Source organism: Campylobacter sp. P0109 (assembly GCF_002138755.1).
Taxonomy (GTDB): Bacteria; Campylobacterota; Campylobacteria; order Campylobacterales; family Campylobacteraceae; genus Campylobacter; species Campylobacter devanensis.
The window spans coordinates 131,100-152,519 of sequence record NZ_MJKK01000003.1 but is presented as its reverse complement, the minus strand read 5'-3'; the positions used below and the strand labels follow the sequence as shown (position 1 = coordinate 152,519).

General features: G+C 35.7%; 21 protein-coding genes. 5 read left to right on the top strand and 16 right to left on the bottom strand.

The window, feature by feature from the left end:
* Positions 1-96: 96 nt before the first annotated feature.
* The 11 genes from CIGNP109_RS04540 to CIGNP109_RS04490 form a co-directional block, all read right to left on the bottom strand.
* The gene (locus CIGNP109_RS04540) at positions 97-672 is read right to left on the bottom strand and encodes an NAD(P)H-dependent oxidoreductase (protein ID WP_086228368.1); all 576 of its coding nucleotides are present in this window, start codon (positions 670-672) and stop codon (positions 97-99) included.
* Positions 673-847: 175 nt separating this feature from the next.
* Complete coding sequence (locus CIGNP109_RS04535) at positions 848-1,990, bottom strand: NAD(P)-dependent alcohol dehydrogenase (protein ID WP_086228367.1); 1,143 nt, start codon at positions 1,988-1,990, stop codon at positions 848-850.
* Between the two features lie 155 nt (positions 1,991-2,145).
* Positions 2,146-2,499 carry a cyclophilin-like fold protein gene (locus CIGNP109_RS04530; protein WP_086228418.1) on the bottom strand — a complete coding sequence of 118 codons (354 nt, stop codon included), beginning with the start codon at positions 2,497-2,499 and terminating at the stop codon, positions 2,146-2,148.
* A 44-nt stretch (positions 2,500-2,543) separates the two neighbouring features.
* On the bottom strand, positions 2,544-2,945 hold the full coding sequence (locus tag CIGNP109_RS04525; RefSeq protein WP_086228366.1) for a MerR family transcriptional regulator: 402 nt from the start codon (positions 2,943-2,945) through the stop codon (positions 2,544-2,546).
* A complete protein-coding gene (locus CIGNP109_RS04520) occupies positions 2,945-3,667 on the bottom strand; it encodes a carboxymuconolactone decarboxylase family protein (protein WP_086228365.1) in 723 nt (240 codons plus the stop codon). The genes CIGNP109_RS04525 and CIGNP109_RS04520 overlap by 1 nt, the downstream gene beginning before the upstream one ends.
* Positions 3,664-4,113, bottom strand: a complete 450-nt coding sequence (locus CIGNP109_RS04515; RefSeq protein ID WP_086228364.1) for a cupin domain-containing protein — start codon at positions 4,111-4,113, stop codon at positions 3,664-3,666. Before CIGNP109_RS04515 ends, CIGNP109_RS04520 begins: the two co-directional genes overlap by 4 nt.
* Before the next feature lie 438 nt (positions 4,114-4,551).
* Entirely contained in the window at positions 4,552-4,968 is a 417-nt protein-coding gene (locus tag CIGNP109_RS04510; protein WP_086228363.1) for a hypothetical protein, read from the bottom strand.
* Positions 4,969-5,060: 92 nt separating this feature from the next.
* Entirely contained in the window at positions 5,061-5,690 is a 630-nt protein-coding gene (locus CIGNP109_RS04505) for a class I SAM-dependent methyltransferase (protein WP_086228362.1), read from the bottom strand.
* Positions 5,683-6,045 carry a diacylglycerol kinase gene (locus CIGNP109_RS04500; protein WP_086226065.1) on the bottom strand — a complete coding sequence of 121 codons (363 nt, stop codon included), beginning with the start codon at positions 6,043-6,045 and terminating at the stop codon, positions 5,683-5,685. Before CIGNP109_RS04500 ends, CIGNP109_RS04505 begins: the two co-directional genes overlap by 8 nt.
* A gap of 10 nt (positions 6,046-6,055) precedes the next feature.
* Complete coding sequence (locus CIGNP109_RS04495) at positions 6,056-6,253, bottom strand: hypothetical protein (RefSeq protein WP_086228361.1); 198 nt, start codon at positions 6,251-6,253, stop codon at positions 6,056-6,058.
* Complete coding sequence (locus CIGNP109_RS04490) at positions 6,228-8,255, bottom strand: phosphoethanolamine transferase (RefSeq protein WP_086228360.1); 2,028 nt, start codon at positions 8,253-8,255, stop codon at positions 6,228-6,230. Before CIGNP109_RS04490 ends, CIGNP109_RS04495 begins: the two co-directional genes overlap by 26 nt.
* A 316-nt stretch (positions 8,256-8,571) precedes the next feature.
* On the opposite strand from CIGNP109_RS04490, the gene CIGNP109_RS04485 reads away from it, so the two are divergent.
* The 5 genes from CIGNP109_RS04485 to CIGNP109_RS04465 all read left to right on the top strand — a co-directional run bounded on the left by CIGNP109_RS04485 (position 8,572) and on the right by CIGNP109_RS04465 (position 16,801).
* The gene (locus CIGNP109_RS04485; RefSeq protein ID WP_086228359.1) at positions 8,572-9,888 is read left to right on the top strand and encodes an MATE family efflux transporter; all 1,317 of its coding nucleotides are present in this window, start codon (positions 8,572-8,574) and stop codon (positions 9,886-9,888) included.
* A 205-nt stretch (positions 9,889-10,093) separates the two neighbouring features.
* Entirely contained in the window at positions 10,094-10,564 is a 471-nt protein-coding gene (gene nrfH / locus CIGNP109_RS04480) for a cytochrome c nitrite reductase small subunit (RefSeq protein ID WP_086228417.1), read from the top strand.
* Positions 10,565-10,622: 58 nt separating this feature from the next.
* Positions 10,623-12,479: an ammonia-forming cytochrome c nitrite reductase subunit c552 gene (locus CIGNP109_RS04475; protein ID WP_086228358.1), complete on the top strand. Its 1,857-nt coding sequence runs from the start codon at positions 10,623-10,625 to the stop codon at positions 12,477-12,479.
* Between the two features lie 214 nt (positions 12,480-12,693).
* Positions 12,694-13,674, top strand: a complete 981-nt coding sequence (locus CIGNP109_RS04470; protein ID WP_086228357.1) for an extracellular solute-binding protein — start codon at positions 12,694-12,696, stop codon at positions 13,672-13,674.
* Between the two features lie 313 nt (positions 13,675-13,987).
* The gene (locus CIGNP109_RS04465) at positions 13,988-16,801 is read left to right on the top strand and encodes a flagellar hook-basal body complex protein (protein ID WP_086228356.1); all 2,814 of its coding nucleotides are present in this window, start codon (positions 13,988-13,990) and stop codon (positions 16,799-16,801) included.
* Between the two features lie 399 nt (positions 16,802-17,200).
* Here the strand turns inward: CIGNP109_RS04465 and CIGNP109_RS04460 are convergent, their stop codons facing one another.
* The 5 genes from CIGNP109_RS04460 to CIGNP109_RS08435 all read right to left on the bottom strand — a co-directional run.
* A complete protein-coding gene (locus tag CIGNP109_RS04460; protein ID WP_086228355.1) occupies positions 17,201-18,121 on the bottom strand; it encodes a helix-turn-helix transcriptional regulator in 921 nt (306 codons plus the stop codon).
* The gene (locus CIGNP109_RS04455; RefSeq protein ID WP_086226058.1) at positions 18,118-18,297 is read right to left on the bottom strand and encodes a hypothetical protein; all 180 of its coding nucleotides are present in this window, start codon (positions 18,295-18,297) and stop codon (positions 18,118-18,120) included. The genes CIGNP109_RS04460 and CIGNP109_RS04455 overlap by 4 nt, the downstream gene beginning before the upstream one ends.
* A gap of 13 nt (positions 18,298-18,310) precedes the next feature.
* Positions 18,311-19,438: an HP0729 family protein gene (locus CIGNP109_RS04450; protein ID WP_086228354.1), complete on the bottom strand. Its 1,128-nt coding sequence runs from the start codon at positions 19,436-19,438 to the stop codon at positions 18,311-18,313.
* Positions 19,439-19,478: 40 nt separating this feature from the next.
* The gene (locus CIGNP109_RS04445; protein ID WP_086228353.1) at positions 19,479-20,891 is read right to left on the bottom strand and encodes a dynamin family protein; all 1,413 of its coding nucleotides are present in this window, start codon (positions 20,889-20,891) and stop codon (positions 19,479-19,481) included.
* A 15-nt stretch (positions 20,892-20,906) separates the two neighbouring features.
* On the bottom strand, positions 20,907-21,420 hold a 514-nt coding region (locus tag CIGNP109_RS08435), incomplete at its 5' end, for a BspA family leucine-rich repeat surface protein (protein ID WP_236847558.1).

Sequence of the window (21,420 nt, the reverse complement as noted above, 5' to 3'; positions counted from 1 at the left end):
TTAATTTTAAGCCAGAGAGTCTTAAATTTCAGCTCCTAACCTTTTTAAACCTAGCAAATTTAATCTATAAAATCTCTATAAATTCGCTAAAATTCTCTAAAAATTCGCCTTTATATGTGCTTTATAGTTACTAATATACTCATCAATCTTTGGATTTTTAACTACATCATTACAGATGAAACTAGGCAGCGCCTTCATCCCGCAAAACTCCATTGCCTTATGCATAGCAAAGGTTACGCCATCGCACCCACGCCCTTCAAAAAACTCATTTTTGTCGTTAAAGGCCGTAATTGGCGCATTCCAAGTGGTGCTTATCATGTATTTTTTATTTATAGCAAGTCCGCCTGTACCATATCCATGCTCAGGGTCGCTTGCGTGCCTGCCATCGCTTTTTATCAGGCTTGCTGCTGCTGCCATAAAAACTTCATCAAGGTATTTTTTTACTATCCAAGGCTCACTCATCCACCAGCCAGGATATTGCCAGATTATCACGTCACTTTCTAGCACTTTTTTTACCTCAGTTTCTATGTCGTAGCCATCATCTATTCTTGTGCGTAGAACTTCGCATCCTTTGGCTTTTAGCTCTTCGCTTGCTACATCACAAAGCAAGGTATTTAGCTTGCCACCGCTACTACCAAAATTTTTGCCACCATCTAAAATTAATACTTTCATTTTTGCTCCTTTAATTTTGTGATTTTGGCGATATTTTAAAACATTTTCCAAAACAACTATTAAATTCACTCAAATATGAGTTAAGAAATTTGGCAAATTTATAACAAATTTTAAAATTTCTTATAAATTTAAGCTCTTTTTATCTTAAATCTCAAAGCCCAACTCATCACAGAGCTTAAAAGCTCTTTGGATCGATCACGAAGCGATATCTAGCCTTTTTTGCTACTACATCACGCCAAGCCTGATTTATCTGCTCACCAGTGATTTTTACTATATTTGGGCGAACTCCAGCTTTAGCGCAAAACTCAGCCATCTCCGCAGTCTCTTTCATACCGCCAATTAAACTAGCATTTAAATTTACTTTTGTGCTAGCTAGATTTAAGGTTTGGGTTTTTTGGCTGAAATTTATAGGCATACCAACTAGAGTGAAATTACCAAAAGGCTTAACCATCGCAATATATGGCTCCATCTCAAATTCATAAGGAATAGTGCTAAGCGCAAAATCAAATTTAGCCCTAAACGGCGCTAAATCATCGCTACTTTTTACTAACACGGCTTTTGCGCCCCAGCTCTCTATATCTTTGATTTTACTATTAGTAGTTGTAAATGCCGTTACCTTCGCACCCTTAGCAATAGCGATTTTAATCCCAAGATGCCCTAGGCCGCCAATACCGATGATCGCTACATTATCACCTTTTTTCATATATTTCATTATAGGCGAGTAGGTGGTGATTCCAGCGCACATTAGCGGTGCTGCCTCATCCCAGCTAAGCTCATTTGGGATATGGATAGCAAAATGCGAATTTACAACAAAATAATCGCTATATCCGCCCTGACTTATGCCAGTAGGCTCTTTAGGATATGGATACCCGTAGGTAAAAATCGTATTTGGGCTGTATTGCTCCTCGCTCCCAGCCGTAGCGATATCAGTGTTATCTACCATACAGCCTACACCAGCCCGGTCACCGATTTTGAAGTTTTTGACATTTTTACCCACTTCACGCACGAGACCTACTATCTCATGACCGGGTACTTGTGGATAAATTTGCTTACCCCAATGCCCTAGCTCTGTGTGTATATCACTATGGCAGATACTAGTAGCCATCACTTCTATTAAGATATCATCATCGCCCACAGCTCTACGCTCAAATCTCCACGGTCTTAACTCACCACTCTCATCAAAAGCCGCCCAACCTTTACAAGCGATATTTGGTTTATTTGCTGCGCCAAAAATATTTGTACCAGCACCGATTGCTACGCCAGCAACGGCTGCTTTTGCTAGAAAATCTCTACGATCTTTATTTTTGATTTCATTCATTTTTTGCTCCTTTAAAAGATATGAAAAATTATAAAATATTACACCAAGTGTAAGTCAAGAGATTTTGAGAAATTTAGTAAAATTTTATTGAATTAAATAAGTTTTTGATAAATTTGTAGAATTCCTTGAAGTTTTGGAATTCCAAAAAATTCATATCATTTTAAAGATAGCCTTATCTCCACGCTGCTTGTGCCTAGTAGCTTTTTTAGTTCATCTTTGCTTATGCCATCTAATTTGCCAAGGCGAGTTAGCGACCATGAGTTTGTATCGTAGGCTAATACGAAAGTTTGACCGCTATAAAGAATTATATCGCAAGGCTGCATTGTGATTTGCTCATCATTTCGTGGCAACGGCGATGGTAGTTTGCCGCTTTTTTCAAAGCCACCATAATCACTAGCATTTATGATGATATCGCCTTTTTTTAGCTCTTTATATAGAGCCAAAGCCCGGCTATTTTCGGCCAAAACAGCCTTTAACTTTTGCTCTTTTATGGTAACAAAAATCTCCATTTTCTCTCCTAAAACCAAGCTAAAAAGACAAAAAAGCGATAAAATCACTCGCATTTTTTGCCCCCTTTGGCGTGTGGGTCGCTTTTGGCTTTTATGGCAGTTTCGTAGAATTCAATTTTTTTATCCACGCAAAGAAGTGCTGATTTTATCTCATCAAGCTCATTTAAAATTCTACTTTTTTCTTCTTTTATCATCGCTAGGCGAATTTCTAGCGTGCTATCGCCTTTAATAGCTAAATTTATATACTCTCTAAGCCGTTTAACGCTCATACCCATTTTACGAAAACGCACAACCCATTCTACCCACTCTATATCATTCTTGCTAAAATACCTAATACCGCTAGGGCTATGCTCAACCAAAGGAAAAAGCCCATTATCACACCAATAACGCAAAGTGCGTGGGCTTACGCCTGTTTTTTGTGAGACTTCTATGATTGTGTATGCCATTATTTGCTAGCCTCTATTACAGCGGTGGTGGCATTTAGTGAGCGTGGATAGCCTATAAGAGCGATATTTGCGTTGATTAGGGCGATTAATTTTTCTTTATTTAAACCTTGAAGAAAAATAGCTTTTGCGTGAGCTTTCATCTGTGCTGATGTATCTCCTTGAGCCGCTAAAAGAAAAAATGTTATAATCTCACGCTCGATAAGGCTTAAAATCTCAGTTCTAGCGTAATAATCCCCAAAGCAATTTTGGCTTAAATACCTGCCGATTTGTGTGTAGTCGCCACTCATACTCTGCGTAGTAGCACTGCCAAAAAGCTCTATTTGTAAATTTTGCCCATTTTTAAGTCTATTTTCATCGCTATCTAGGGCAAAATCTGTGATTTTAACCCCTTTACGCTTATAAATTTCACTTGTAACAAAGATAATTTCCCTAATCCTAGCCATACCAAGATACGCCGTGCTTTGGCGTAAAAGCTCCATTATCTCATCAGCCTTTAACTCGCTTTTTTCTACTCTTTCTTGCCATAGTCTAAGCGAACCAGATGCTATTATCACAGCTAGATTACTAAGCTCAATCTGCCTAGGACTTAGGCCAGCTTGTATGGTATCATTTTTACTACTTTTCTCAAAGTTTTTAAATATCGCTTTAAGCGTTGTATCTTCTATATCTGCACTCATCAAAACACCCCCAAACACCGCAAAAACAGCTAAAATCTTTTTCATTGAAGTTCTCTTAAAGCACTTTCATATTCTTCGTCGCTTACTTTTTCTAGCCAAGTAGTTTTATTTGGCATACCCATGACTGAGATGTGTGCCATTTGCGTGGTTTTACCACCTGCGTGAAAATGCTTAGCGTCGCTATCTATTTTGATAATTGCACCAGGCTGGGCTTTTATAGCTTTTTGCCCCTCTATTTTCACTACTCCTTCACCGCTTAAAATGATTAGAAGTTGGCCCTTTTCGTGTGTGTGCCAATGCGTTCGAGAACAAGGCTCGAATGTTACTAAACTAGCATTAGCACTTCTACCACCACTAGCATCATCAAAGGTATTTAGATAAGTAGTGCCGGTGAAGTATTTGCTATACGGATTTATCTCGCCACGCTCAAATGGCAAATCTTGCGAAAAAGCCGCTGCTGTAATGCCAAGAGTTAGAATTGTTTTTTTCATTTTGCTTCCTTTTTTTAAAAGTTTAGCAAAAATTATAAAACATTACACCAAGTGTAAGTCAAGAAAATTTAGAAAAATGTTGTAAAAATATGATTAATTTTGCTAAAGTGTTGGCTTAAGCTAGTGGTCATAAATACGCAAAAGCTCTTAGAGATTATATGATATTTTAGCAAAGCATCACAGCGATAAAATCTTAAAAATAATAATTTGAGTTTAAAATAGCTTTTGGCTTCTGTGATAAAATTAGTGTAATTTTTATATCAAACATTGCTTTTATAACTCATCTCTAAACACGCTTAAAGAGTGCCATATTAAGCTACAATTTATTTTTGCTGATTTTCATCTATATAATAAAATAATTTTAACTTTAAAATTTACTATTTTTATCCACACAATTTTGGTTAAATTTGGCCAAAACTAAATTTAACCATAGAGACTTTATCTAGTTTTTTGTAAAGCCTTAGTTAGCAAGTTTTCGCCTAATTCAACTGGCTCGGTAAGACCATATTTTGACACATAGTTTATTATATCTGTTACATCTTGTTCGTGTTCGTTTTTATCCATTATCTCACCATAAGCTATTTTACCATCGCTATTTCTATTATTTTGTATTGTTTTATTTAGCTCCTTTTCTATGCTATCACTTGCGTATTTGCTAGTAGAACTCATTGTTTTATGTTTAGCTTGAAAATCTCTACTATATTTCATATAGGTTTCTGTGCTGTCTAATGTGGCAACTTTTAAGCCTATATAATACATTCCGTGCGAAGTAAAACCAGAATTTGTATTTGCCAACTCATTTTGACTTAACTCATCATAAAGCGCATACTCAAGTTCTACTAAAAACTCAATCAAACCAATACTATCAAAAAGCGCTTCATTTGAGCCAAAAAGATTTAGCTCAAATGACTATTTAAATTTAAAAACCAAGGACGAATTAGAAGCACTTATAGCGAGGCAATGACTCTAATACAAACACAGTTTTGCCCTGGTGTCGGAGCAAACTCGCTACTTTCATCAATATCAACAATTTTAAAGCCATTTTGGATTAAATTTGCTTTAAATATATCTTGGTCTATAAATCGTCGGTAGTGACCATCGCTGATGAACTCACGCTTGCTAATGGCTTTGCCAATACCAAATTTACTATCATTTATACTTCTAGCCTCTACAACAAAAAGCCCGCTAGACTTAAGTAAATTTTTGACATTTTTTATCAGCCCTTGCTCAGCGATATCATCAATAGCATGTAGCGTAAAACGGCTATAGCATATATCAAATTTATCTTTTAGGTTAAGTGGCGCAGTAAAATCAGCACAAATCCAGCTAGTTTTTTGGTTTTGTTTTTGCAAACTCTCAATAGCAATATGCGAACCATCGATAGCTACAACATCAATACCTTTAGCGTTAAAGTATAAAGAATCCCTACCATTACCACAGCCAAATTCGATCAAGCTTGCTTTGTTTTTATTGCGCAAAAAATTATTAAATATAAATTTAGCAAATTTGCTAGGCTCTTTAATCTCATCGTGTTCTAAGCTATAAAACTCATCCCAATATGCACTATCTCTAAGCATTACTCACCGCCCCAAAAAGTATCACGCCCCAAGCTAGCACCGCCGTGCAAATAGATATAAATACAGCCGCACTCCCACAATCCTTAGCTACCTTAGCTAGTGGATGAAAATCAGGACTAACAAGATCTATACAAGCCTCAATAGCGCTATTTAAGCACTCCATCGCAAGGATAAAAAGCAAGCTCATTCCAAGTATAATCTGCTCTATGCTACTAAGTGGCAAAAACCAAATAGCTATAAATAAAGGAGTAATTATAAATAACTCAATTTTAAATGAGCGCTCATTTTTCCACATTGCAGCTAATCCGCTAAGTGCGTAAATAGTATTACTATAAAAGTGATACTTAGGTTTCATTTAACTCCTTCTAGCGATACCCTTTCTTTTTAGCCCCGGCTAAAATCACCTTAACTTGCGGATCATAAAAGGCTTTGGTGTTGCTATTTGTATTATAATTATCGCCTTCATTCCAAGTTAGCAGATCTATATCTACTTTTTTGCCATTTTTGTCTATTTTAAATTTAGCTTCTTTTATAAAATCATAAAGATAATAAGCAAAACTCAAGGCCGATATATTTCCGCTTTGAATGGATTTGATTAATCTGAGCTATAATTATATCTTTTTTATCGTTTAAATCTTCTTTAGAGTAGTATGGAACATAATAGCTAGTATAATATCCATTTTGTTTAAATGGCTTTAAGGATTGGTAATTTGAACTTTCTATAATCAAATTTGATTTATCGAATTTAATCTCATCGCAGATTTTATCTAACTCTTTTAGGGCTGATTTTTCATTTTCTTTGGTTAGATTTTTAAAATCTAACCAAATATGTGGGCTATACCCCCCCCCATTTTGATTGTTAGCGATTTGAAGCATATCTTTTAAATTTAAACCAATGCTATATTTCTTGCCATCATGCCCAACATCAAAATAACCATCTATAAAATGCACATCAATCTCAAAATTTTGATAAATATTTTTAAAATCTACCATTTTCTTAGGCTCATCTGTGCGGTGCAAGTAAATTTTACTTGGTGAAGCAAATGGATAATCAATTTTTAACTCTTTATCATAATTTTTTCCAGAAAAAATTCTAATCCTATTAGCATCAAATTCATCGCTAAACAGACTCCTACTAAGATCCAAGTCATCGCTAAAAATACCCAAAATATCCATAAATCCATGTATAAAATCATCACTCATAAATGGCTTATTTTGGGCTTTTTGGATCTTTTGTATTAGTTGTGGATTGCTAGATTTAAATTTATCGCTTAGATATATCATAAATGGAATTTCAACCATATATCTAGATGCCATAGTGGAGGTATGCCCTTTAAACTCTCTAAAATCATATACTTCATCAGCATGATCGCTAATATAAAAGATAATCGCATTTTCATCTTTATAGAGTTTAAAAATTTCACTTACTACATAGTCATTATAGGCTATAGCATTGATATAGTTTAGCTTCTCTTTTAGCCCTTTATTGCTGATTTTATCACTATTTGGATAGATATCTAAATTGGCATTTTTAAGCTCATCCATAACAAAATATCTTACATTTTTGTTATTTTTATCAAATCTATTAGCGTAAGCCATATGTGTCCCCATAAGGTGAAATATATGAAATTCCCTATCAGCTTTGACTCTGTATTTGCTATACACTTCTAATAACTTTTCATCAAAATCATTTTTTAACTCAAGACTAGTGCCAACCCTAGTAAATTCTCTAATATCAGCCCTACTAGATATAACCTCAGGTATATTACCAAATACAGATACGGATTCTTGATTGCTAAACCATTGTGTTTTATATCCGGAGATTTTCATTAAATCTATGATATTCATATGCTCATACCATTTGGAGCTTTGGCTATTTTCATAGTTGCTAAATGTTAAAAGCTTAGCCAAGGCCGGATTAGTATGCGACTCAGGTGCAATGGTATCACTAAACTCAAAGAGATTGCCACTAGCTTTTAAAGCGTTTAAATTTGGCGTGGTATCAAGTTTAAATCCATATAAGCTTTGGTAGTTTCTTTGAGTTGATTCACCAATGATTAATACCACTTTTGGAATTTGGCTTTTTATAGTTAGGTTATAATCTTTTTTCATTTGTGTATCTAAGATTTTAGCTAGCTTTTTAAATTCATTTAGATAGCTATTTTGCTCTGTGATTGTATCTTTGATAGTTACAAACCATCCACCAAGGATAAATTTATTAGGCTCTAGGTATCTTGTCCCTTTGGAGAAAATGGCAATTGATATGATGAGAAAAAGAGCGAAATATATTTTAGGATTTAATGGTTTTGGGCTAAATTTTATAGGAAAATAGAAAAACAAAATAGAAACCCCAATAAACCCAAACACCGCCAAAGCTACATTAAAACTAAAATAGCTTTGCATAAACTCAATCGCCTCATTAGGCTCAGTAGAGAGAAAAGTATCAAAGAATATAGGATTTAAAATGTTTGAAAAATTCATAACCAAAAATATCTCAACAACACCGATAATAGCGTAGATAAAGACAAAGCTAAGTTCTAAAATATTTTTGAGTTTAACAGGCAAGAAGCTAAAAAGATAAAATAAGCAAAAAACTAATCCAAAAGTCTGATAAAATATCTTAATAAAGTGCTTTATACCCCCCCCCTATACTTGGTTCTAGCAGAGCCAAAAGCATAGCATTGATAATGGCAATATACCAAATTCTACGATTTAATATCACCTTAAACATCCTTAATGTGTGAAATTTTGAGCCAGAATTATATCTAAAATAAATTTAATATTACAACTAAATAATCATAAATTTAAGCTATAAATAAAATATATTTTATATTAAATTTGATAAAATAATCTATCTAAAATCCCATAATTAGGCGGTCAAATGTCCTCTAAGCAACTATCTTTAAAAGCCCTTAGCGTGCCTATATTTTTTGAATTATTTTTGCGGTATTTATCGCTTATTATCAACACCTTAATGGTCGCAGCGCACTCAAATTTCTTAGTTGGTGCTATGGGTGCGGGTAATCAAATTTTAGATATTTTTATCACGATTTTTACCTTTTTAAGTATTGGTTGTTCAGTAGTTATAACTCAAGCTATCGGCGCTAGAGATAAAATTTTAGCCCGCAAAGCCATCCACCAAAGCCTATTTTTAAACTCTATTTTAGGCTTAATTTGTGCTGCTGGGATAGTGTGGCATGGTGAGTTGATTTTGGAGCTAATGAATGTCCCAAAAGAGCTAATGGCTCAAAGCTCAATCTATCTATATATGCTTGGAATTTGCCTATTTTTTGATGCGGTTGGGATAGTTTTAGCATCGATAATTAGGGTTTATAATAGAGCTTATAGCGTTATGTTTGTTACTATTTTGATGGATGGAGTTACACTTATTGGCAATTATTATGTATTAAATTTCACACAAAGTGAGCTTTTTGGTGTGGGATTATCCACTATAATCGGCCGTGTGGTGGCTATAATTATTTTGATATTTATACTCATTTATATACTGAAATTTATACCTAAATTTAGCGAATTTATCAAGCTTGAAAGAGCCGTTATAAACAAAATTATCAAAATCGGCGGCTGGTCAGCTGGGGAGAATCTACTTTGGATAGTCCAATACACAATCGCATTTGGTTTTGTCGCTAGTTTGGGCAAAGAGAATTTAAGCGTCCAAACTATCTATTTTCAAATTTCGCTATTTATAATGTTGATAGGTCAAGCAATCAGCGTGGCAAATGAGATTATAATTGGCAAATTAGTCGGCGCCAAAAAGCTACAAATAGCATATAAACACACTTGGCGAGCCTTGTATATTAGCGTTTTGGCGTCATTTTTGGTAGCATTTACTAGCTTTTTAGCCCAAGATGAGACAATGAACGCACTAAATTTAAATCCAAGCTTAAAAGAGCTGATGATACCGCTATTTACGCTATCAATCTTCCTTGAAGTAGTAAGGACATTTAATATCATAATGGTAAATTCACTTCGTGCTAGTGGCGATGCGAGATTTTGCTTTTTTAGTGGAGTGGTGTTTATGTTTGGGGTTTCGTTGCCTGTTGGATATATTTTATGTTTTAATTTTGGGCTTGGTATTTTGGGAGTTTGGATTGGATTTTGTGCTGATGAGGCGCTTCGTGGATTTGTAAATTCTTGGCGTTGGAAGAGCAAAAAGTGGCAAACCAAAGCCGTTGTATAAAATAAGATAAAAAATATATTAATTAAAATTAAACTAAATTTAGACGAAAAAAATGCGAATATTGAGCTTTTAAACCATCGTAAAATCGGAATTTAAGTTTATTTTTATTGACAAACAAATTAAATTTCATTACAATTTCATTTACATTTTTATCTTTTTGGGGAAGGAGGATAAAGTGCAAAGTAGTAGTAAAAACTCTACATTTATGTGGTTTTTAGTTGTTGTAGCTATCATTATCATAGCTGCTGGATATACTTTTTACAATGCTAAGGGTATGTCGTATTTTAGCGATGATAGTGCTGCTTGTAATAACTGCCATGTCATGAATGATGTATATGCTAGTTGGCGTAAAAGCCCACACTCAAGAGAGATAAACGGCAAGCCAATAGCAAGCTGTAATGACTGCCATTTGCCTAATGAATTTGTAGATAAATGGATAGCCAAAGCCCAAAGTGGCATATCTCACGCTTATGCATTTACCTTTAAGCTAGATGATTTACCGCAAAATTTCACTGCAACTAAAATGAGTAAAAATATGGTTCAAGCAAACTGCGTTCGCTGCCACTCTCAAATGGTATCAGTAGTGGTAAATCCAACAACAAAGATAAATCATGCTAATGAGCAGCTAAGCTGTGTTAAATGCCACGCTAGTGTAGGCCACACTCGTGGATTTTAGGCTGATTTATGAACTTTGGCAACAAAGTAAATTTAATTTCACAGAAAGGATATAGAGTATGAAAAAGGCTCTTTTGGCGATATTAGCCATTATTGTTTTGATCGGCTTTGTTTTATTTAACAAAGACATCTCAAGCAAAAAAGCTCAGCCTGATATGGCTGGTGCAATCTCTAAAGATGTGGTGACTATGAGTGATGATGATCCACGCTTTAATGTCTGGGGCAAAAATTTCCCTGAACATATGGATATGTATCAAACAGTCGAAACCGAAGCACCGTTTGAGACTGAATTTGGCGGTAATCACTCTTATTCTAAATTGATTAGATATCCGCAACTTACAATTTTATGGGCGGGATATCCATTTTCGATAGACGCAAATGAAGAGCGTGGTCACTTCTGGATTCAAGTAGATCAAATGGATACAGCAAGAAACAATAAAGATTTCTTAAATTCACATGGTTTTGCTGCTTTTAATGGTCAGCCAGCTGCTTGTATGAATTGCCATAGTGGTTGGACAAAATGGCTAGAAAATAACGCTGCTTTAGGTGATACTCCTCGTGAAAAATGGGTTTCATTTAATAGTGCTAAATACTGGACAATGGTCAAAAATATACCAGCTCTAGAAGGCATCACAGAAAATAGCCCAGAACACAGCGGCCCTCATGGCGGTAAAAGAATGGGTGTTGCCTGTGCTGATTGCCATGTACCAAATACAATGGAACTTCGTGTAACTCGTACAGCTCTAATTAACGCTTTAACAAAATGGAGAGGCTATGAGCCAGATCCTGTAACAGGTGTGAAAGCTACTAGAAGTGAGATGAGAAGCTTAGTTTGTGCGCAATGCCATGTTGAGTACTATTTCCGCCCAACAGGTGAAAAAGTCAAAACTATCGGTGAATCAATCGCTAGTGATACAGATAAAAAATGGTGGAACGGCACTCAAAAAACTTATGATGAGTTTGATAGCTGGAGAGATGGCAACAAAGCTACTGAAATTGAAGTTGCTGGTATCGAGCTAGTATTCCCATGGAAACAATGGGGCAAAAATAAACCATTTAGAATTGAGATGTTTGATGAGTATTATGACGAGAATGTAACTCGCTCTATATTCCCACAAGATTGGGCTCACAAAATTACTAAAGCACCAATGCTAAAAATCCAACACCCAGAAACAGAGCTATACTCAAGCTCAGTTCACGCAGCAAATGGTGTTAGTTGTGCTGATTGTCACATGCCATATGTAAGAAAAGGCTCAAGCAAAGTGACAAATCACAATGTTACTTCTCCGCTTAAAGATATTAACGCTGCTTGTAAAAGCTGCCACACTCAAAGCGAAGAGTATTTAAAAGCGCAAATTCAAGATATCCAAAGATCGATCGCATTTGACCTAAGATCAGTAGAATACGCTACAGTAAGCCTAATCAACGATATCAAAAATATGCGTGATAGATTAGCTGCGCTTCCTGAGTTCCAAACAGATGGAAAAGCAGATGACAAAAAAATCTCTGCAGTATTAAAAGAGGTTTTAGAACTACACAGAAAAGGCCAAATGAGAGGCGACTTCGTAGGTGCTGAAAACTCAACTGGTTTCCACAGCCCAAGAGAAGCTAGTAGAATGCTACTTCAAGCGCTAGAAATGGCTAGAATGGGTCAAACTAAACTAGCTGAAATAGCGCTACAATACGGATTTAGCGATTTTAAAACTAGCAATTTAGGTTTTGAAGATATCCAAAAGTTAAATCCAGGTGAAATTCGCTACAAAGTAGATCTAAACGACGCTCGCCAAAGCACAGCTAAAGGTCATAAAGCTGGTGATAGATATTATGAACATGATAATATCAATGATGACCCAAATGCGAAGCTTTTAGAGCTAGACAAAAACAACAAACCTTATAATCATAAGGTACTTGACTAATCTATAAGCTAGATAAGGCGGGGCTTAGGCTCCGCCTCTTATATTTATAAATCAAATTTCATTCTATTAAATCTAATAATCATAATACAACTATTATCACTTTTTATATTAATAAAAAAGAATTTATAATTTTATTCATAATTTTGATAATTAATATTATTATAAGTCTTCCTTAGCTACTATTTTACAATCAAATCAACAAAAGGAAAAATAGATGAAAAAATTACTTTTAACTGCGGCTTTTGCTTGTATGGCTTTAGCTAATGAGATAAATTTATATAGTGGCAAAGGGCTAGATCCAAAACTTGCTAATATGTTTGAATCCCAAACGGGAATTAAAATAAATATCATAAAAGATAAAGAGCAAATGGCTAAAATGAACACACCAGACTCTAAGGCTGATCTATTTATGGGTATGGATGTAAGTACATTTGCCAAATTGCAAAATGATGACAAGCTTGCTCCAGCTAAATCTAAAATTATTGATAGTATCGTTCCAGCAAATTTAAAAGATGAAAATAATGAATGGATAGGGCTATCTAAAAGAGCTAGAGTAATCGTCTATGACAAAAAGGCAATTGATCCAAAACTAATCCAAAATTACGAAGATTTAGCAAAACCAGAGCTAAAAGGCAAGCTATTAATGCGAACATCAAATGTCTCATTTAATAGATCTTTACTAGCTTCTATCATTGCAAATGATGGCGAAGATAAAGCCAAAGAGTGGGCCAAAGGCACTCTAAATAACCTAGCTAGAGATCCAAAAGGCGGCGATAGAGAACAGGCTCGTGGCGTATATGAAGGAATTGGAGCAGTAGGCGTGATGAATAGCTACTATATTATCACGCTACTAAATTCTAAAAAGCAAAGCGATCAAGAAACGGCCAAGAGTCTAGGCGTAATATTCCCTAATCAAGATGGCCGTGGAACACATATTAATATCACTGGAATCGCTCTTTTAAAATCTAGCCAAAACAAAGACGCAGCAATTAAATTTATCGAATTTATGCTAAGTAAAGAGGCTCAAGAAATTTTAGTATCCACAAGCCACGAATACCCAGTAAATAAAGATGCCAAACCAAGTAAAGAGATTGCAGCATTAGGCAAATTCAAAGAAGATAGCATATCGCTTAATAAAGTTGCTAATGAGCTAGAAAACGCACAAAAAATCTATAAAGAACTAGGCTGGAAGTAATCTAGCACCATTAAAAGCATTATACTAGTAAGCTGTGGTGATTTTATATTTTTATGGTGCAACTAGCCACGGCTAAAGCCTTGCTTTGTGGAATTTGTTTTAAATTTGCTTTTTTATTATATTTAGTAATGCCACAAGGCAAACCCATTATATCCTATTTTTTAAGATCTTTTTTATGATTTAAATTTGGCATATCATTAAATAGGCGTAACAATCTTACGCCATTACATAAAATGCCTCAAAAATTAAAATTTGGAATGCTATTTGCTTAATAAGCCAAAATTAAAATAAATTCTAACACAAAGGATAAATTATGATGGGAGCATTATGGTCTGGAGTTACTGGTCTTCAGGCACACCAAGTAGCGATGGATGTCGAAGGTAACAACATCGCCAATGTAAATACCGTAGGCTTTAAATACTCTCGTGCGAGTTTTGCTGATCTATTTAGCCAAACTCAAAAGGTAGCCACCGCCCCACAAGGCGACCTAGGTGGTAAAAACTCTATGCAAATTGGCCTAGGCTCCACGGTTAATACAGTTACTAAAATCTTTAAACAAGGTACAATCCAAACTACTGATAAACAAAGCGATATGGCTATCCAAGGCGATGGGTTTTTTGTCGTATCAGCTGATGGTGGCAAGACCTATATGTATACTAGAAATGGCGACTTCAGCCTAGACTCTCAAGGTAATTTCGTAGATCGTAACGGCTATGTAGTCCAAGGCTGGATGAGAAACGAAGATACCGGCACCATCGATCCTACTAGCCCATTAAGCAATATCATAATAGAACCTGGTATGGCTATGGAGGCTAATCCTACTAGCGAGCTAGCTATAATAGCCAATCTAAACTCAGGCTCAAACATCGGAGCTAAAAACTCACCTATCTATACTCTAGACCATTATAATGATTTTTTAGATGCTAATGGTAATGGCCTATGGGAAGATGGCGAAACTAAGAATCCAAATGACCTAAGCAACAACACCTACTACATAAACTCAAATAAAGAAGTAGCGGTAAAAGAAGCCGGCGTAGACCTAGGTGTAGTATTTAATGGCTCAGGTGAAGGGCTAAACCTAAGAGAGGGCCAAGGTATATGGGTTAGCTACGCTGATGCAAAGGCTACATTTGGCGAGCTTCCAAATAATGCTGGGCAAGGCACTAACAAATATAAGCTACATATCTCAATCAACGGTATAGAGATACCAGCTACTGAGCTAACTAAGATGGATGAAGTAGTCAAAAAGATAAATGACTATACGCCTCAAACTGGAGTTATAGCTACGCTAAATGGTGATAAAGGAATTCAGCTAACAAATACAAATAACCAAGGCACCACCGATGCTACTAAAAATATCAAGATTAAAAAACTAGAAGGCGATACCACATCTATCCAGACAACTAGCGTAATCACAGCCTATAAGTATACCTACTCTACAGGCGCTGGAAAGACTGCTGATCATAATTACAATGACGGAGCTGCTAGAGTGGTAAAGACTACAGAGGATCTAAGGCGTGCTATGCAAACAGATGCTAGAGAGTATGTCAATTATAGTGGCTCTAATGTCTCAAATGCCGTAAATGGTGCGACATACTTTGTAAATGCTGTTATAGCTAGGATTGATGGCGGACAAGGTGGTTTTAATCCTGCTGGGGGTCAAGATACAATAGAGCAAGCTATTGAAGATCTTAATAATAATATAGATTATAAAACTTTATTTGCTAACCTTAAAGGTAAAGGCGTAGTAACTGAGCCAATTTCAGAATCGGCAGTAAGAAGTATTAAAAAGATAATAACCGATATAGAAGCTATCGGTGCGGATGCTGGAAATCAATACAATAGTGTAAATGATCTAAAAGAAGCATTAAGGGGACTAATCACAGATGATAAGCTAGCACAAATGGCTCAAGATGAGTGGGATTCTCCACTAGATGCTGATGGTGCTGATATCTTTGATAAAAATGTTGCAGATGGTTTGCCTGCCCCAGCAGCAGACGGCTCTCATGCTAATGGCACATATAGAGATATAAATCTAAATGATGGTGTGCAAGTAACTGTAAATGAAAAAGGGCAATTTGTCTTTAGAAATCCAGCTGGTGATGCAAGCTACGGCCAAAACGATGGACACACAATCCAAAATGCTCAAAATCAACCAGGAGGTACAAAGATAAAAGATAGCGCAGATGCCTACACTGATACCAATGGTCAAAAGCTAGTCCCATCAAATCAAGACACATACACCAACGACTACGCTATGCAAATAGCAGTAAGCGGCTATAGTAATGCAGCTCAAAATGTAAATGAAAACTCAGCTCTAGCTGATGTATTTAAGGCTCTTGGTGGGAGTCTGGCCACAGGTACAGGTGAAAAGGTATCAAGCAACCTAACAATGTCTAGCCACGCAGCTACCACTGAGATATATGATAGCCTAGGGTCGAAGCATGAGATTAAATTTGAGTGGAGAAAGGTAAGCTACAGTCCAGAAAATGGAACCGAGTGGTCAGTCCTAATCCAAGTCCCAGAACCAGGTGTACTAAATACTGATGGTAGCGGATTTTCTAATGTAGTATCTGGTTCAGCTAGATTTAATAATGATGGAACCTTGCTAGGATTTACACCTACTACTTTATCATTTACGGCAAATAACGGCTCAGCACCAGGACAAGGTATAGAGCTAAACTTTGGTAAAATCGGTGACTCTAATGGCCTAAGAAGTAACGACAACCCAAGCGCTACTGATAATATAATCCAAGATGGCTATACTGCTGGTAACCTAGTAGGTACTAGAATTGATGAGGCTGGTACTATCATAGGTAGCTTTAGCAATGGTAGAAGCTTTGGACTAGCACAAGTAAGCCTAGCAGTCTTTAGTAATAACGAAGGCTTAGAGAGTAGATCTGGAAATATCTTTAGTCAGACTGCCAATAGTGGCGATCCTATCTTTGGCGCAGCTGGAACTAGCAGGCGTGGGACTATTACAGCAAGTGCTTTAGAGATGAGTAATGTGGATTTAAGTAGGGCGCTAACTCAGCTAATCGTAGTCCAAAGAGGCTACCAAGCCAACTCGAAAACAATAACCACAAGCGACCAGATGCTTACTAGCTTATTACAAATCAAACAGTAGGCTAGGTAACATTGCGGGGTTTCCCCGCTTTTATCGATATAGAGCTTTTGCTAAATATTTAGCAATATTTTGAGTTTAAACCCTTACTACGCTAAAATTAACCTAATTCATTGGAAATCATTATACCGCAATTGAAATCAAAAATAATCAAAAAACTAATAAAGTATGATAAAAAGGGAATTAAAGCAAGTTATAAAAGATTGATTGAAGCTTAAAAAAGCTTAATTGGTGGAGTTAAGCACAGCCAAAGCAAAAAGCGACTTAAAAAGAAGATTTAACATATTTATCCTTAGAAGTGAAATTTGGGTGTTATTTTACAATTTTAAATACAATATTTGGTTAAATTTGGCTTTCTTGCGGCGAGATTGATTAAAATTCGCCGCAAAAAATGGCGGCGGATTAAGCTATATCGCTTATTGGTTCATCATTTATGTAGGATTTTAAGATATCTTTTAGCTTTGTCTCTAGCTCTTGGGGTTCGATGATTTTGATATATGGGATCCAAGCTTTTATAATGTTTAATAGCTCATTATCAAAAGCAAACTCTACATCTAGCAAAATTCCATTTTCATCATCTTTGATTAATTTATAGCTTTTAAATACTTGCTTACGCCCAAAATACTCCCTAGCCTTGGGCGAAACTAGGATTCTAGCGTTTTTTAGACTAGTGTTAAACCATTTGAGATTGTTTGATTCTATGCGTTTTAAAAATGTATTTGATGGGGTGAAGTGCTGGTCTAGTGGCTTGTAGCTTTTGATTTTAGATAGGGTGAAGTGCTTTAATTTGGCCTTTTCATCACCTAGGAGATACCAGACACCAGCTGTATTTATGAGCTTATAGGGTTTGATGGTGCGCTGTGAGCCATTGTAATAAAAGCTGATCACGCAGTGTTCTAAAATAGCATTGCTTAGGAACTCAAATAGATCTTTTAACTCTTTGGAGTCTTGCTTTGGTTCGCTTGATACGATAAGGCTTTTAGAGATTGTGGCGCTTAGTATATCAGCTATCATTGGGGTGTCGAGCTTGGGGTATAGATCGGCTACACCGCTTCTTTTAGCGAAGGTTTTGATATCCCCAAAGCTTAGCAATCCATCTTCGTATTCTGTGCGTGAGATATAGTATTTTCCATCTTTACCTTTTTGTATATCTACGGCGCAATACTCTTTTAGACGCGCGATGTCTCTTTGTAAGGTTCGCAAACTAAGATTAAACTCACTACAAAGCTCGCTAGGATTTAGCCCTTGACCCAGATATAGCATTTTGAGCATTATCATGAGTCTGCGGATCATATTTTCGCCATTTGAGCCATTGGAATTCATCGGCCGCCTTTGAGTTTGCCTATGAGTTTGTCTATGAAATTTCCGCTAGAAGGGATCATTATTGTATCGCATTTTGGGCAGGAATAAAAATTTATCACACAGCCAGCGGTGATTACTTTTTTCTTGCCACATTTTGGGCATTTTAGGGTTTGGATATGTGGGACAAAGCCGTTCATTTTCTCTCCTTTTTTAAATTTGTTTTGAGTGATCTATTTTGGACTTTTTGTATAGGGCATTTAGCTTGGATTTTAGCTCCAAACAAGTTATCAAAATACTCTCTTGACCTATGCCTAAAATCGCATTTCTGATCTTTTGGGTCTCTTTTATGGTGGCGTTTTTGCCGTGGATATTTTCGTTTCTAATATCTTTTAAAATATGCATAAAATTAAGTATTTTATAATAAAAGCCATTTTTTATATCATTTGGGACTAGGTTTTCAAAGGTGGTAGATATCTCGCTTTGCTTCATCAAATAGCCATATGAGCCTAAATTTGGTTTATGTGTGAAAATATCTTTTAGCTGATATTTTATACCTTGGACATCATATCTGATGGTTAAAAGTCCAGAATTATTATAACACAAATAGGCAAAAAGAGCTTTAAAAAGAGAGTAAAATTCTCTCTCAACGCTCTTAGAATACTTCACCAAAATAGAGCTAAAATCATTTGACATATTTTCTTGGTTTTGTATGTATTCGATCTCGGCCAAAACTACCGCATCTATGGTATCGCTCATCAGTTTATCGATATTTGCGCCAAAGCAGTATCTAGATAGGGTTTTTTTGGTTTTTAGATATTTTTTGGTTTTATAGATATCTGTGTGGTGTAGGGTTTCATCTTCGAAATAGTTTTGGTCTTGGTCGATGATGAGCGGATATACATAGTTATTGCCATATAGGGCGTAGGTGTGATTATCACGCAAAGGCAAGGTGATACGGGATAAAAAATAATCCCTCACACTCTCAAATTCATTTCTATAAATTTCACGCATATCTGTGATAACAAACCAGCTCTCTACTAGCAAATTTTGCTCTTGATAATACTTAGGCGCTATGGCGGTATGGTCATCGCTACTGATCTTTACCACCTTAGCGACATATAAATTTGAATAATCCGTGATAAAAAGCTGAGTGAAGCTATCAGGATTTGTATCACTATATATCTTTTCTAATTCGCCCTTAAAGGGGTGTGGCATATTGTTGTTTTTGACTCGCACCTTGCCAAATGCCACCTTGCCGCACTCTTTTAGAATATCTAAATGCGCCTTTATCAAATCGCTATTATATCTTGGGTTGTATAGGATTAGGAGATTATGCATAATTTATCCTTTTATCTCTTGAGCTTTTGCTTTCATAAGCTTATTTTACTTCAAAGTTGAAAAAACCAGTTTTTTGGACAGCAGAGTTTGCCTCTTGGATAGCCTTTGTTTTTCCTTTTGGCTTTTTAGGCAAATCATCCTCATCGTCTAAATCAATGGTTTTTCTAAGGTCGCTTAATTGCTCTATATCTTTTGTGGTGATTTTGTTAGCATCAGCATCCCAGTCATACACAGCACCAAAAATAGCATCAATAGAACTTTTAAGCTCTTTAAAAGCCTTTGTTAGCTCTTTGAGAAGTTTTTTACACTCATCGCTATAAGTGCTACTAAATATGCTTTTTAGATTTTTAGCGTATTGATCTACTTTAAAAGTATGTTCTTCGTTTTCTTCATCATCGATATATGCCATCTCTATGGTGATAGAGTGTAAAACCGAGAAAATCTTGTCATTATCGTCTTGCTTTTTTACCAAAGCTTTTTCGTAGCTTTGATATACTCTTATTAGATTTGTCATTACATTTTCTTGGCTTTTTGAGTGCTTATTACTTATTTGAGAGAGTATAAAGTCAAATAAAGAAAGCTTATGATATCCATACTCTTCTATATCCGTTGAGCTATATAGGCTAATTCCCTCATACTCTATACCCTCCATATCTAGGGTATCTTTTAGATTTTCTAGCACTTCATCTAAATCGCTTTTAGGTCTTTTATCAGCTTTTGTTATTATGAAATATAGCTTTTTGTTCTCTAATCCTATTGAATTTAAAAACTTTATATCGCTTTCAGTGATATTGCCCCCACTTGCATCACAAGATATGAGCCAAAGCAAGCTCGAAGAGTTAGCTAGAAATTCTTTAGCTGTATTGAAATCTTGGGCTCTGTTGCCATCGTTATTTGGATTGTATCCTGGGGTATCTATAAAGCAGATATTTTGGTATTTAGGGTCATTAAACTCACTGCTAACTACCAAAAAAGGTAAAATATCTTTTAGATTAAAGCTAAAATCTAGTCTATTATCTGCATTGTGTGTAAGACGAGAGAGAATATCAGGGGCAATTTTGCCTAGATTTGCCACTCCATTGTTTTTAGAAATTCCGATAATCTGGTCTTTATCGCTTGACATTACATAGCTTGGTATTGCTGTTGTAGGGTCTATAGAGATAGGTAGTTGGATATCTTTTGATTTTAAAAAGCTATTTACAAAGGCTGATTTACCTGCGCTAAATCCACCGCCAACTGCTATAACATGCTTTGAGAAAAGCTCAGCATAAGCTGCTATAATAGCCATTTCACTCTCAATAGCTTTTAAATTTAATACCAAATCTCTTTCGTTTTCTACGGCTATTTTTTTGGTAATATCATAAAAGTTATTTAGATATTTATTGAAACTGCTTAGAGTTTGATTGTTTGGCTTGGCTGATAAAATTTCGTTTATTATTTGTAGTTCTTGCATTGTCTCTCCTATTGATTATTTTTTATACCATTTTGGTAGTCGGTATAATCCATTAGCCCTAAAAAACATCCAATGCATATCAGCTACACTGCTTACATTCCAGTTATCAAGCGGTTGGTTGAACCTAAAGGCACCTTGAAACATACCGCTCATATTTGTTACTTTAGACACATCCCAATCATTTAGCGGTTGGTTGAAGCTAGTGGCATCGTAGAACATATAGCTCATATCAGTTACATTAGATACATCCCAGCTAGATATATCTGAGTTAAAATTTACAGCACCAGCAAACATACCACTCATATTTGTTACATGAGATACATCCCAGTCTTCTATACCACTAAAATCGCTTCTTTTATTACCATTAAATAAACTAGAAAAATCACTCACTTCGCTTATATCTATCTCGCTTAGCTTTACACTCTCACGGGAGACTAGCTTTCTAAGCTCTTCTTTAGTTTCTGGGTGGTATTTATACTCGGTTGGGTTTGAAGTTTTTTGGGATATTGCTCGGTTTCGCATTTTAGTG